Consider the following 16,089-nt stretch of genomic DNA (forward strand, 5'->3'; position numbering starts at 1 on the left):
TATGCGATTTTAGTATCCGTTATTTTGGTTATAAAAGCCAGGTAAATTGTCTATTTCTCTTTGTGGAAAAGGAAGGTATTTCTTTTCGTTTGTGTAAAACAAACTGTTTTGATTTGAGAATGTTGTTAAAACATCATCTGCCTTACCAAACCTAATTAAATCGTACAAACGTTGATTTTCGTAAACAAATTCAACACGTCTTTCCGCTAATAAATCAGCCTTTGTTAAGTTAACTACCTCTTCAAGACCAGCTCTTAATCTTACTTTATTAAAAGCGTCAATAGCTCTAGAATCTGTGGTACTATCATCATTTCCTAAAATAGCTTCTGAGTACAACAATAATACATCGGCATATCTTAAAACTATCCAATCATTATCTCCAATCTCACCATTTGTTGGGAATTTAACATTAAAAGTATCTTTTGTATTATCTATTAATGTTGCGCTATAATCTAATGCATTAACACTAGCATAGAACCTTACAGGTTGTAATTCTGGATTCATAACTTCTAAAAAATCAAGGGTTGCAATATTTACACCATTTGAAGGCCCTTGCAACGTCATAGCAAAACTATGCGATTCTGAATCGGTTTCTACTTGATCGCCTAAACCACTATCACTAGTTACATAATTGTCACTACTAACTAAATCGTAAGCTATTGAAAAAATAACTTCATCATTAATTTCCAATGCAGAACTGTTTGACCAAGATCCATCAAGAACACCATCTGTATAACCATCAGAAATTGCATTTCCTAAAACATGCCCATAATCGATTACTAGGTTGGCATAATATTCGGCATCAGTTAAAACATCAGTTGTAGGGTTTAAAGGATCTGCATTAAACTCGAACTGCTCAGCGTTATTTCTTTCTGTAAATATTAAATCATAATTATATGACCCATTATTTTCTATTACAGAGGCTAATAAAAGTTCTGCTTCAGCATAATTAGGGTTAGGTTGACTTAAATATGCTTTTGCAGCTAAACAAATTGCAGCGCCTTTAGAAGGACGATATCTATTTTGTACACCACCGTCTAAATATGCTATGGATGTTTTAAAATCGTTAATAATCTTAGCATAAACATCGGCTTCTGGTAATTGAGGATAATCTAAAGCTTCATCCTTAGTGATATCTAAAACTTTATCTACATAAGGCACGTTTTGATACGCTCTTACCAAATTAAAATGACACAAAGCTCTCATAAAATAAGCTTCACCAACGGCATATTGCTGGTTTTCTGGGGCTAAAAATCGATTATCGATAATATTATTAGCGTGTTTAATAGTAGACATATTATTAGAATAATATGTTGCTACATCACCATTATTTGCATTTACATTATAAGCATTGATTGCAGGAAAGTTTCCGTTTTCTGAATTAGCTCTTACATTATCAGATCGTAATTCTATTAATAAAAACTCATTTGCTGGAACTTTTTGATACGCATCTAAAACTCCATTTGATAACAACTCAAATCCGTTATCTGTTTGTAGTAACTCCTCTATTGAAAGTGCCGTAGGATTACTAAGGTCTAGTTCTTTCTCACAACTTGTAACTAAAGCTGCTAAAGAAAAACAAACTATTATATTTTTATATATCTTTTTCATAATTAATTAAAATTGAAAGTTAATCCCTGCTGAAATTGTTCTAACCACTGGACCATCTCCTCTTTGATAACCTGATGTTAATGGCGTATTGGCATTATCTGATGTTTGACCAGAAGCATCTGGGTTAAACCCTTCATAACCTTTAGCAGTAAAAAACAATAAATTCTCTCCTGTTAAATAAAACCTTAGCTTATCAATTCCATTTCTTGAAGTAAACGATTCTGGTAAAGAGAAACCTAATGTTACATTTCTTAAAGTCACAAAAGAAGCATCTTGAATATGATCGTCTGTAAATCTTCTATGAACTGTTAAATCTCTATCAGGAAAACTAGCAAGCTCATTTACGGCAGATTCACTAGCATAATACAACTGATCTAAATCGGCAACTCTAACTTCGGCTCCATGAGACCCTTGCCATTGGAATGAAAAATCGAAATCTTGATATCTAAAATCTGAACTGAATCCCCAAGTAAAATCTGGATAAGGACTTCCTAATTCCGTTCTATCCTCATCATCTATAACACCATCATTATTTAAATCTTTTACATAAACATCTGCAAAATCATTATTAAACCTATTAAAAGGGTTATCAACCCACTCTAACGGAATTTCTTTTTCGTAAACCCAACCGTAAAAAGATGTTATTGGTTGCCCTACTTTAGCTATAAACTGTGTAGCTCTGGTATCCTGTGCAATCTCAGAAATAATTTGTTCACTTTTCCCTAAACTTTGAACTGTATTTCTGTTTAAAGAAAACTGACCTGAAGCAGACCAACTAAAATCTTCGCTAGTAATAAGTCTTGAATTTAATTCTATTTCAAGACCTTCGTTTTTAACTTCACCAATATTTTGTAACCAATTATCTGCACCATAAGTACCTGCTACCGGAGCAAAAAGAATTAAGTCTTCACTTGTTCTTGTATAATAATCTAATGATAAATTTAAAAGACTTCTACCAAAGGTAACATCTATCCCAGGGTTAAACTCTACTAATTTTTCCCAACCTAAATCTTTATTTGCTAAAGTTAACCCTTTAACTCCTGTTTGACCATTATAACCAACAGTTCCGAATGTTTCTTCGAATCTATAAAGTGATTCAAATATATTGTTAGATATTTCATTAGAACCCGAAACACCATAACTAGCTCTTAATTTTAAGAATGTTACAAGATCGCTTGACGACAAGAAATTTTCCTTCGACATAACCCAACCTACAGAAGCTGCAGGAAAGAACCCAAACCTAGTATTTGGTCCAAATCTAGTACTACCATCAGTACGAGCAGATACTTGTAATAAATATTTTTCATTATAGTTATAATCTACTCTTCCAAAATAAGACACTAACTTATCTGTTCCATTATCTGTATAAGTAGTTCCTCCATCTGCAAGCGCAATATTATTATTAAAATCATTGGTATAACCTACTGCTTCGGTCTCTTGTGTATAAAAATCTCTTTGTGTATACTCAAATCCAAAAACTGAATTAAATTCATGTTTACCAAAACTCTTCTTATACTTAACAAGTGATTCAAATACAAATTGATTTAATTCATCTCTTCCTTCTGCTCTGAAAGCTTCTTGATCTCTATTTTCTTGACCATATAAATAGTCAGCATCATTATTCTTATTGTGTCTAAAAACACCTGAAACAGTTTGTCTAAAATTAAGCCCTTTCGCTAATTCAAAATCAATATAAGATGATGCATTTAAACTTAATTTCTTCTTCGTTCTAGATCTTTCCAGAAAATGAACTAAAGGATGTACATTTTTTGTAGTAGATAAAGTTAGTCCTCCTGATGTTAAATCACTAGCCACTGGAAGTCCTGTATTAGGGTCTCTAAGAATTTGTCTAGGATTATTTGGGTCTTGTGTAAAAACATGATCAAAAGCTCTAGAAAAACCATAACTTCCTTCTCCAAGGTTCTCAAATAGTTTCCCAGCATCTGTTGAAGTCCCTACATCTGTAGAAAAATTAGTAACATACTTTAAATGTTCTTCATTTAAGTAAAGCGGCACATGCCCATATTGTCTTAATGGATCTGTAAAACGCGCTGGCAACTTATTTTGATCGTTATAATTAACACTTAAATTTGCACCAAATTTAATTTTCTTGTTTTTTGATTTACTATCAACTTTTATTCTTGCATTATATTTCTTGAAATTATCGGTTAATGCAATCCCCTCATCTTCAAGATATCCTAAAGAAGCCGTGTAACTTGTTAATTCAGTACCTCCTCTTACTGCTAAAGAGTGGCTAGTTATAACACCTCCATTAAAAACTTCATCTTGCCAGTTTTTTTCACCACCACCTAATGAAGCAATGAAATCCATAGCTTCAAGCTCAGCATAAGCAGAATCATAATCACCTAAAATCCTATCATAGTTCGGGCTATCGAGAGATATCCCATTAATCACACTCTCTAATCCATTTAACCTAGCTCTTTCATCTGCTATGGTAGTATTAAAATTGTCATTTTTATTAGCGTATTTATACCCCGTAAATGTATTGTACGAGAATTTTGTTGTCCCTGAAATACCTTTTTTAAGAGTAACTAATATTACGCCATTTGCTCCACGAGAACCGTATATAGCAACAGACGATGCATCTTTCAAAACACTAATAGAATCAATATTATTATTATCGATAGATCCTAAAATATCAGCATCATTACCTAAAACAATTCCGTCTACAACAATTAAAGGGGACGATGAACCTGTAATTGATCCAGGCCCTCTTAATGTGATTTTTGGATCACCACCAGCCTCTGATGATGCTACTTGAATTCTTAAACCAGCTACTTTCCCTTGAAGAGCATCCTCTACACGAGATACCGAAACATTTTCAAGATCTTTACCAGAAACTTTTGTTAAAGCACTAGTTATAGTCTTCTCTTTTTGATCTCCGTAACCAATAACTACAACTTCATTTAGTTGAGCTACATCTTCAAGAAGCGCTATATTCAATGTTTTTTGATTAGCGACAATAATAGTTTGAGAAATAAAACCAACATAAGATATTTGAAGAACATCTCCTTGCTTTACTTCTATTTGAAAAGCACCATCAAAATCTGTTGAAGCTCCTTTTGAAGTATTTGATATAATAACATTTACCCCAGGAATAGGGATGTTATCTGCAGCCGAAACAACAACACCCGTAAGTTGCCTGCTGCTCTGCGCAAATAAAGTAATATTGAAAACCAACATTACTGTTAAAATTAGTTTAGACTTTAAATTCATAATTAAATTAAATTAGTTTAATTTTTACTGTGTTTGAAATGGAGTTTAATTTTCAAAATTATTTGAATTTTAAAAACTGAAATAACTCCATAGTTTTAAGAATTGTTTAACTCCTAAAATTGTATTAAAAACATCTGTACTAACTATAATTATGTAATTTTGTAGAACACATGTTTTAATTAATGTAATGGCATGTTTTAATTTACTTCCCTCCTACAAGAAGTAAATAGTTTTAAAAAGGACGGGGATGAATCCGTCCTTTTTTTATATTTTATAAAAAGCTTTCATAATTATAATTTATAAAATTAGCTTTAGTACTCTTACTCAATCAAATAACTGGTTGACCAGATTGGTTTACCAAATATATATAAAATTTTGTTAAAAACAGTGATTTCATAAATTTTAACTAAAAAATCTATTAAAACATCTCCTGTATAAAAAAAACACTTTAAAAAGTATTAATTTATCATCATAACAGATTTTTTACTTTGACTATTTATCTCCAAAATAAGACACACCATCACCACTTAGAAAATCTTCTCTTACAGGACTAAATGTGTCAATTAATTCGCCTTCTTCTAGACAAACCGCACTATGTAATAAATTAGGCTCAATATATACGCCATCTCCTGCTTCTACAATTTGCTTTACTCCATCAATTTCAAATTCAAATTTACCTGAAGCACAAAAAGTAGCTTGCGTGTGAAAATGTTGATGAGGAGAACCTAATGCCCCTTTCTCAAATTTCACTCTTACCATCATAATTTGGTTATCGTAGCCTAAAAACTTTCTTGAAACTCCTCCTCCAAGTTCTTCCCATTCCATGTCTTTTGTGATGACGTACTTTTCACTTAATCTTTTCATAATTTTTTATTTAAGTTGATTTATTTATTTGAAATAATAAGAACCAGACCACTCGTAATTCTCATTATTAATTTTCAATTTATGTTTTACTTCCTTTTCACTATTGATATTAGCAGTAATAAATAATTTCGAATTACCTTTTACATTAGTAATAACAATTGCTGTATAAGCTTCGGTATCTAAAAGCACTTTTAACTCCGCTATATTACTTTTAGAATTTACTGCAGATTCTGTTACTGGACTATAACTTCCATGCGCCTCAATTGCAGACACGAACGTTGTGTTCTTAACATTCTTACGTCTTAAAAGTAAAGCAGCCTCTCGTCTTAAATTAAAATACGGATCGTTTGCACCTATTCGTGTAAACAACAAATCGTCGGCAGTAGTAGTAACCGTTGTTAACGTATAAAACTCACCCTTATTCAACCAAGACAATTTACTATTACCACTTTGCGCTTTAGCGGAACCTTCAACAAACAAATGCTGATATCCGTTTTTATTACCTAAAGTTTTTAACGTAGCTGGTGTTTTATATTCAAAGTTTGTTTGTAAAACCTGACCTAAAAAGTAATATGGAAAATCATATTGATTGGCCTTGTTTGATGTCACCTTCATAATATCCAAAACATAAGGTTTTTCAAAATCTTCGTCCTTTATAACAGCCATAGTACGAAGCATTTCTGTTCCTGCATAGGCATGAACATCTTTTGCACTTACTACTTGCACATTTTCATGCTCTGAAGAAAAATAATTAAGTTCTGGATGATATTTATTCCCTGTTTCAAAATCACCATTAAAATGAGAGGTTTCATTTTGGGTCACGGTATTATGAGCTATGGTTTGTTTCGCCCAAGTCTTATTTTCTTTTAAATAATTTCCGCCACCTTTTTGTTCAATATTTACAAAACGAGCTAAACCATAATCCTGGATAACCTCATCACCATTATCATATAATGAATATGATAATTTATCGTAATGCCCATGGCTTGAACCTTGCGCCGCATATTTAAAAACAAGCTCTATGCCTTCGTTACGCAAAATACCCACACCACCCTGGGAACCATTAGGACCATCGGATAAATTAATCGACTTTTTATTAAACGGTTTTTCTTCTCCATTTTTTATTCCGAGTGCTACTGCTAAACCAGAATCATCCAACAACACTCTATTTTGTTGCTTCGCTATACTTAACAGGCCTGGATCTTGCACTCCAAAATGATACGAAATATCTACAGCCGTTACTAAAGCACTATTGTAATAAGACATCCCTTTTTGACCATCGTTAAGCGGAAAAAAATCACCATCCGCATCAGATAAATTTAAAAGAGCATTTATTGATTTCAAAAGCACGCCTTCTTTATATTCAAAAATCTTCACATCTGGTCTTACATTATGCAAGCCTTCAGCAAAAATTAAAAAAGGATACATAGCATATCTTTGATAATAAGGTCCTTCATTATAATATCCATCAGGCGAAAAAGGCTCTTCTATATTGGCTAAAAACCCAGCTTTTCCGTCCTTATTAATATAACCACCATCATCATCTTTGGCGGTTTTATCCATTTCTAAATCTTTAATCCCGTATAAAGCTCGATTGATTAACTCTTCATCATTCATTACCAAACCAATCATACCAACTGCTGCATTTCCCCATGTACTATGGTTATGTACTCTGTTGTAAAACTGAGGGTTTTCTATAGAAATATAATCTGCAAAAGGCTTAAATAAATTAGTTTCTAACTTGTTCCTTTCTTCTTCAGTTAAATAATCATAAACACAATCATAAGCCTGACTCACATACACCAACCAGTTAGAATCGTTTAAACATTGCCAAAACAACTTGCCTCTCGCATAAGATCTTGTTTTAGGATGCTTAGGCAATCCTTTATACATACCCTCGTATTGCATAAGCATATCTTTTACATACTTTGCATACTTTTCATCATCTAAAATTTGATATAAAACTCCTGCTTTTTGCAAAACAATCATGTTACGTTTATGACGCACATGAGTATAACCACCAGAATAGTCTTTTGGTGTTGGTGTATCGATACCTAATTCAATTTCGGCATCAATTTCTTCTTGAACTTCTTTTAAAGTATTATCAAAAATTGGAATATTACCCAATTGCGCTCTAATCTCCCTAACTCCTTGTTTTGTAAGAATTAAATTGGGATGACCTCCTTCAGTCTCTGTAGAAACCATTTCACTTTTTTCATTCGACACTTGCTCCTTACAAGAAAACATAACGATTAAAACGAGTATTAAACTGAGTAAATTGACTCTTGATTTTTTCATTTTTTTTAGAAAAGGTTTAATTGGTTTACCAAATTGGTTTACCAAATATAAGCATTATTATCACTTGCGCAAAAGAATGACCAACATATTAATGATTTTAAAATTGAAAAAAAGTCAAAAATAACCAAGTTTTCAACTTATAAATTAAACAAATTCATTGTTAATTTAAAAACACAACAACAAATAATCGACATAAAATAAATTACACTATTTCACTGTTTTGTGTCTTTATTTGTTTAATTTTCCTACTTTAGGTTTTTCGTAAGAAATTAAAAATAAAAGATATAGGTTAAACGTGCTATATTTTCAAAACTTTTAAGAACCTCTTACCTATAACTCTGCACGCTAAAAACAAGGTGACAATAATGACTTAAATAAAGTATTTAATGCTAACGAATATACTTTTTATTAAAAAAACATTAGTAACAAACGGATATGAGAGGGAATTTAAAAAAATTCAATAAAACATACGTCCGCTATTGTAATAAACTTATTAATCTAAAAAAAATAATACTATGTCGCACCACTACTTAGTTCAACATCACTCATACTAAAATAAGTTTCTTACACACTTTCAAACCCTTAGCTCATAAAAACAAATTGACTCAATCTTGTTTTTATGAAAAATTTAACTATATTTGGTAAACCAAATTGGTAAACCAGTTTAAACAATATTCAAATTCGGACAATTTCACTCCTAATTTCGAACTCTTAAAAACAACAATTAAACTAATTTTAAAATCTACTAAAAAGACTCTATGAAAAACTAAAAAAAAGAAAAGAAAGAAGAAAAACAAACAAGCCAAGATATCTGTTGAATCACCACAAGAATCAACATATGTCTTATTATTTATTCTAAACTAATCTAATTTATTAAACTAATGAAAAAACACAAACGATTTAAAAAGGTTTACCTTTTATTATTAGCCTTTTGTTTTGCATTTACTGTAAATGCCCAACAAAAAACAATAACAGGAACAGTAACCTCGGAAACAGACAACCAGCCGTTACCTGGTGTTAATGTAATTGTAAAAGGGACAAACACAGGGGCTTCAACCGATTTTGATGGAAACTATTCTATAACTGTAGAAGGAACTAATTTAGAACTAAGCTTTAGTTATGTAGGTTTTGTTCAAAAAACAGTTACTGTTGGAACTCAATCTAAAATAAATGTAGCTTTATCCGAAGACGTAAGTGCTTTAGAAGAAGTAGTTGTTGTTGGATATGGTGCTCGTAAAAAGAGTGACATTACAGGAGCTGTATCATCAGTAAAAGCTGACGAACTAACAGCATTCCCTGTATTAGACGCAGCACAAGCACTTCAAGGACGTGCTGCAGGTGTTGTAGTACAATCTAATAATGGTGGTGAGCCAGGAGCTCCAATAAAAATCAAAATTAGAGGTACAACGTCTATTAGTGCAAACAGTTCACCTCTTATTGTTGTGGATGGTTTTGTAGGAGCTTCAATGCCTCAAGCTAATGATATTAAATCTTTAGAAGTTTTAAAAGATGCATCAGCAACAGCTATATACGGATCTAGGGGCTCTAACGGTGTAGTTTTAGTAACAACAAAAAAAGGTAGAAACGGAAAACTAACAGTAGAACTTAATTCTACATATGCAGTTCAAAATATCGCTAATAAATTAGATTTATTAAATGCAGATGAATTTACTGAATACCAAAAATTAAGAAATCCATCTTATGTGCAAGGAACAGCAGATACAGATTGGCAAGATTTAATATACAGATCTGGAAGTACAGCAAACCATCAACTATCTTTTTCAGGAGGATCGGACAAAATGAACTTCTATGCCTCTGGTAACTATTTTAATCAAGATGGTATAATTGTTAATTCTGGTTTTGAAAGAGCAACATTCTTAGCAAACTTAGATGCACAAGTAACTGATAAATTAAAATTAGGTTTAAACCTATTTGGTAGTCGTGGCACTAAAAACGGTGTTGCAACTCAATCTACTGGTTCTAACGGTGTTGGTGCAGGTGGTGATGATGTAATTTCTTTAGCAATGAGATTTGCACCAGACTTACCAGTTCAAGATGAATTAGGACACAATACGGTTAACTCTGTTGGTGATCAAGTTGATAATCCATATGCAGTTGCAACAGAAAGAGTAGATGAAACTAAAACAGATAACTTTAGAGCAAACTTCTATGCAAATTATGATATTTTAGAAGGTCTTACTTTTAAAACAACATTTGGTTTAAGCACGGAAAATGAAACTAACGGGACTTACAGTCCATCAACGTTAATAACAACAGCTTCATCTGAAGGAGGACGTGCAAACGTAACGAATGCAAAAAGAACAAATGTTTTAAGTGAAAATTACTTAACTTATAAAAAAGAATTAGGAAAAGGTGATTTAACTTTATTAGGTGGGGTTTCTTTTCAGAAAACAACTACTGAAGCATTTTCTGCTGCTGGTACAGGTTTCATCTCAGATAGCTTTTCTTTTTATGCTTTAGACAAAGCAACAGGCTTATTACAACCTGATTCTTCTTTATCAGAAACAGAAATACAATCTCAATTTGGAAGGGTAAATTATGATTATGATGATAAATATTTAATTACAGCAACAGTAAGACGTGATGGAGCTTCTAACTTCGCTGCCAATGAAAAATACGCTATTTTCCCTTCTGCAGCATTAGGTTGGAAAGTATCTAACGAGAACTTTTTAAAAGACAGTGAAACAGTTTCTAATTTAAAATTAAGAGTAAGTTATGGTGTTACAGGTAATCCATCAATTAGTCCTTACCAATCTTTAGCTCGATTCGCTAGTCTTTATGCTTCTAGCAACGGGCAAACCGTTAATGCTATTACACCAGACCAACCGGCTAACCCAGATTTAAAATGGGAATCTTCTTACCAAACAAATCTTGGTGTAGATTTAGGTTTATTTAATAGTAAAGTAACGCTTTCTTTAGATTATTACAATATTGATACTAAGGACTTAATCTTAGGAAACAATGGTATTCCAGAGTATTTCGGTAATGCAAATGATGAAATACTAACAAACCTTGGAGAGATTAACAATAAGGGATTTGAAATTTCTTTAAACACAAGAAATATTACTAACGATAACTTTAGCTGGTCTACAGATTTTAATCTTTCTGCTAACAAAAACAAAGTAGTAGCATTAATTAACGATGCTGATATATTTGGTGATGCTACTCCTAGTTATTTTAGCCACGATAGAAGTTATGTATTAAGAGTTGGAGAAGAAGTTGGTCTTTTCTGGGGTTATGATTATGCAGGTGTTTACCAAGGTGGAGCTTTACCAACAGGAACAGCAACTTTAGCTAGCGGTGTTGCAGGTGATCCATTATTTGTTGATTTAGATGGAAGTGGAGATATTTCAGAAGATGATAGAACAACGATAGGTAACCCCAATGCAGACTACACTTTTGGAATTACAAATAGCTTTTCTTATAAAAACTTAGACTTAAGCATCTTTTTTCAAGGTTCTCAAGGTGCAGACATTTTTAACTTAACTGATGTGCAGCTTAATAACGGTGACGCAAACACCACTAGAGACTATTTTAATAACGCTTGGACGGCTACAAATACTGATACAAACCAACCAAGAGTTGGAAACAACAGTAACAGAGAGATTTCTTCTCGCTTTGTTGAAGATGGAAGTTATATTAGATTAAAAAACATCGCACTTGGTTATAACATACCAACAGATGTTATTTCTAAATTAGGATTAGAAAGAGTAAGAGTATCTGTAAGTGCACAGAACCTATTAACATTCACAAATTATTCAGGTTTAGATCCTGAGGTAAACTATTTCGGTTCTGCGGGAGACAACAATACTTCTTCAAATACCGTTCAAGGTTTTGATTTTGGAAATTACCCAACAGTAAGATCTGTAAACTTCAGCCTTAATGTGAAATTTTAATCAATAATAAAAAAAATAAAAAACATGAAAACATATAAATATTTATTCTTGTTATTGATGAGTTTATCAATAGTTGGATGTTCAGATTTAGAAGAAGAGCCAGTAGGACTATTATCTCCAGACGGATTCTTCCAATCTACAAATGATATACAAACTGCAGTTGACGGTGCTTTAACACATGCTATCAATGAAAAGTTTTGGGGAAGAAAATTATCTATTGCTTTAATGTTACGTTCTGACATGGTTGACCTTGCATCAGACGAAACAAGAAGGGTTGAGATGAACGAATTAACCACACTAGGTAGTAACGGGATGATTAGTGAATTTTGGCCTAAAACCTACCAAGGTATTGCAGCTGCAAACCTTGCTATTGCCGGAGCAGAATCTGTAGGCGCAGAAGATGCTATTAAAAACCCAGTAGTAGCACAAGCATATTTCATAAGAGCTTTTTACTATTTTCACTTAGTAAGACAATTTGGATCTGTTCCATACATAGATGAACCAATTACAGACGCAGCAGCATCTGCAGCTATAAGCAGCACACCTGTAGCAGAAATATATGAGAACATTATTGCAGATTTAGAGTTTGCAAAAACATGGTTACCTAACACAACTCTATCTAGAGCTATCCCATCTAAAGCAGCAGCTAGCTCATATTTATCGTTAGTATATTTAACAATGGCAGGAACAAGTGATTCTGCTAATTTCAAAAAAGCTTTCGACGAAGCCTCAGAGGTTATTGCTCGCGCTGAAAACGGTACTTATAGCTTAGGTTTAGATCCTGATTATCAAACTTTATTTGATGCGACTAAAATAGACGCTTCTATTGAGCCTATTTTTGCTTTAGATTATAATAACTTTGAAGCTCCTGATAATGCTTACGATCAAATAGCTCCAATGACAGGTATTAGAGGAAGTGACACAAACGGTGGTGGCTGGTCTGTTGCTGTTCCAGCACTTGCAGTTTATGAAACTTGGAACTCTGAAGATTACAGAAGAGCTGTTAGTATGGATGATTTTTCATATTTTGGTGGTGTAAAAGTAAATTATAACGATTGCCCTAGCATTGATTCAGAAGGAAATCCTACAGGTTGGTATACTGATGCAGATGGTACATGTGTACAATTAGAAGATGATACTAACAATGACGGAATTGGTGATTCTGGAGAAGAAATACCTGCTGGTGGTTATGTATCTGCTGGACCTCATAAATTTGCTAAAAACAGACCTTACGTAGCAAAGTATACACGTTACCCAGGACCTTTTGCTCGTGGAAACGGTAGAGCAACTAGCCATAATTATTCAATGATTCGCTATGCAGAAGTATTATTAATTGCTGCAGAAGCAGCCGTTGAATTAAATGATGATATATCTGCTGTAAAATATATAAATGCCGTAAGATCTAGAGCTAGATCTGGTGGAGCATGGTTAAGCACAGCATCAAGTTTAGTTCCTGCAGATCACTCAGGAGGAGTTACTGTTGATGATGTATTAGAAGAACGTAGATTAGAACTTGCATTCGAAGGTAAAAGATGGTATGATATTGCTAGAAGAAAAATAGGAGATCAAGTTTTTAGTGCTTCTGGTTTAGAAGGTGCAAAAGCTAACTTTTCTTCGGACGACTATTTAATGCCAATCCCTGAAGATGAATTAGAAAGAAACCCTAATTTATAAATGCATTGGTAATAAATTTTAAATTACACAAAGCTAGCTAATAGCTTATAGTTTTCAATCTTGGGCTTACCAAATTAAAAATGTAAACCCAAGATTACTAACAAATAGAAAAAAACAGATTCAAAATAATATTCAATACAACCTGAATATTATTTTGAATCTGTTTTTTTATTTAAAATGGTTTCTCTAAAATCATAAATATCAATTCTACATCCATTATATTATTTTTTTTATATTGTAAAAACAATACACTCAATAATACGTTTAACAAATTGACCTAACTATTATAGTTGTAATGTTGAGTTTAATTATTATATATTTATATGTAATTTAATAAAAATGAACACAAAAATTCTATTTCTAGCAATTACACTTACAACGTTAAGCTGTAAAAACAAAACAGAGGTCCAAACCAATAAATCCCAACATGGCTCAGTCCCATTAGAAAAGCGCTACAAAGATCTACTTCAATACAACCTAGATTCTTTGGCATTTCCGCGTAGCTTAAACATAAAAACTAATACTATAAAAACAATACTATCAAAAGATTGGTGTAGTGGCTTCTTCCCTGGTAACCTTTGGCAAATTTATGAACTAACAGAAAATGAAGCTTATAAAAACAAAGCCAAACAATGGACAGCTTTTGTTGAAAAAGAAAAAACCAATAACCGCACGCACGATATGGGTTTCAAAATTTTCTGTAGTTTCGGAAATGGATTAAAACATGAAGAAAACGAAGAGTACAAAAAAGTTATAGTTGAAAGCGCAAAAACATTAAGCACACGTTTTAATGAACATATAAGCAGTATCCGCTCGTGGGATTTCAACAAAAATGTTTGGCAATTTCCAGTCATTATAGATAATATGATGAATTTAGAATTACTGTTTGAAGCTACTAAAATCTCCAAAGACAGCTCTTACTATAATCTTGCGGTTAAACACGCTAATACCACGCTAAAAAATCATTTTAGACCAGATAATAGTTGTTATCACGTAGTAGATTATGATACTATTTCGTTTCAACCAAGAATGAAGGTAACACACCAAGGTTTTAATAATGAATCCTCTTGGTCACGAGGACAAGGTTGGGCAATTTACGGTTACACCATGGCATATAGATACACCAAGGATAAACGATACTTAAACCAAGCAGAAGCCACCGCTAATTTCTTTATAAATCATAAAAACTTACCTGAAGACGGGATTCCATATTGGGATTTTAACGATCCTTCAATTCCAAACGCACCAAGAGATGTTTCAGCAGGAGCAATTGTTTCCTCTGCTTTGGTTGAATTATACGGATATACAAATAACGAGACCTATTTAAATTATAGCAAAAAGGTAGTAAATAGCCTCAAATCTAAGAACTATCTTCTAAATGAAGACATTGAAGCTCCATTCATTTTAGATCATAGCACAGGTAATTGGCCGAAAAATGATGAAGTAGATGAACCTATTGTGTATGGTGATTATTACTTTTTAGAAACGTTACTTCGATTAAAAACTTTAAGAAAAAAAATAGACTAAATTTTAATTGAAATCACTTTACCATGTTTTATTGGAACTTCCTTATTTATATTGTTAGCTTTCAATGAAACATTTACTGTTTGATTAGCCAATGATTGGATAGACAACTCTGCATCTGTAACTTTTACAAACACATCTGTAATTTCAGAAAACTCAATTTTAAATTTATTTAACTCTAAGGATTTTACCGAAAAAAAGACAGTTTCATTTCCTTCAGCAAAACTTGACGCCTAATGTCCCGTAACCTTATAACAGCCTATAATCGAGCAACAAATAACGTACTGGACAATTAAACAAATTAGAATGCTAATAACACTAATTTAATTATTAAATGTCGTCATTTTTATTTATCTCAGAGGTATGGCAAAACCCCAAGAATTTCAAATAACAGAGAGTTAATTACACTCCGAAAACAACAACCAAATTTTAGGCTCGAAAAAAGGATTATTTAGCTATTAGCATTACAGAAAAAAAGATTCAAGACTAGAAATGAGCTCTCAGAATATTTAAACATAAGCCCTAGAACGCAAGAACGTTGGACAAAAGAGTATATTACCAATGGTTTGCAAGTAACAGATAAACAAAAAGTCTAAAATCACCACAAAAGAGATTCACGATGGGCTTTCAAAACGTTTAAATTCAAACGCGCATGGTTTCTTAGGCTATTGGGATGCACAACAATGGGTCTTATCACAATATAATGTTGATGTTAAATACCATTTATTGAGGCAATACTTAATAAAGCATTTTAAAACAAAGCTTAAAAGTCCTAGAAAATCTCATTATAAAAAAGACGACCAAGCAGTAAATACTTTTTTAAAAACCACCTAATACCTTAAAATATAATAGATTAAGTCTAAATAAATATAAGTGTAGTGATATAAATCTATATTTTCAAGATGAAGCTAAGTTTGGTATGATGACCCATCTAAGAAAATATCTAACCGCATCTGGAATAAAG

General features: G+C 32.4%; 7 protein-coding genes. 3 read left to right on the top strand and 4 right to left on the bottom strand.

Annotation, left to right across the window (positions count from 1 at the left end):
• Positions 1-9 precede the first annotated feature (9 nt).
• The 4 genes from GQR97_RS04290 to GQR97_RS04305 all read right to left on the bottom strand — a co-directional run bounded on the left by GQR97_RS04290 (position 10) and on the right by GQR97_RS04305 (position 8,010).
• Complete coding sequence (locus tag GQR97_RS04290) at positions 10-1,611, bottom strand: RagB/SusD family nutrient uptake outer membrane protein (protein WP_158845762.1); 1,602 nt, start codon at positions 1,609-1,611, stop codon at positions 10-12.
• Positions 1,612-1,617: 6 nt separating this feature from the next.
• The gene (locus GQR97_RS04295; protein WP_158845765.1) at positions 1,618-4,848 is read right to left on the bottom strand and encodes a SusC/RagA family TonB-linked outer membrane protein; all 3,231 of its coding nucleotides are present in this window, start codon (positions 4,846-4,848) and stop codon (positions 1,618-1,620) included.
• Between the two features lie 492 nt (positions 4,849-5,340).
• Positions 5,341-5,712 (bottom strand): cupin domain-containing protein, encoded by a 372-nt coding sequence (locus GQR97_RS04300; RefSeq protein WP_158845768.1) that lies wholly within the window; start codon positions 5,710-5,712, stop codon positions 5,341-5,343.
• Between the two features lie 24 nt (positions 5,713-5,736).
• Positions 5,737-8,010, bottom strand: coding sequence for an alginate lyase family protein (locus GQR97_RS04305; protein ID WP_158845771.1), 2,274 nt, complete (start codon positions 8,008-8,010; stop codon positions 5,737-5,739).
• A gap of 881 nt (positions 8,011-8,891) precedes the next feature.
• Between GQR97_RS04305 and GQR97_RS04310 the strand changes: the two genes are divergently transcribed.
• From GQR97_RS04310 to GQR97_RS04320, 3 genes are all read left to right on the top strand, one after another.
• A complete protein-coding gene (locus GQR97_RS04310) occupies positions 8,892-11,927 on the top strand; it encodes a SusC/RagA family TonB-linked outer membrane protein (protein WP_158845774.1) in 3,036 nt (1,011 codons plus the stop codon).
• Positions 11,928-11,951: 24 nt separating this feature from the next.
• A complete protein-coding gene (locus tag GQR97_RS04315) occupies positions 11,952-13,601 on the top strand; it encodes a RagB/SusD family nutrient uptake outer membrane protein (protein WP_158845777.1) in 1,650 nt (549 codons plus the stop codon).
• Positions 13,602-13,940: 339 nt separating this feature from the next.
• The gene (locus GQR97_RS04320) at positions 13,941-15,128 is read left to right on the top strand and encodes a glycoside hydrolase family 88 protein (RefSeq protein WP_158845780.1); all 1,188 of its coding nucleotides are present in this window, start codon (positions 13,941-13,943) and stop codon (positions 15,126-15,128) included.
• Positions 15,129-16,089 lie beyond the last annotated feature (961 nt).

The organism is Algibacter sp. L1A34 (assembly GCF_009796805.1).
Classification (GTDB): domain Bacteria; phylum Bacteroidota; class Bacteroidia; order Flavobacteriales; family Flavobacteriaceae; genus Algibacter.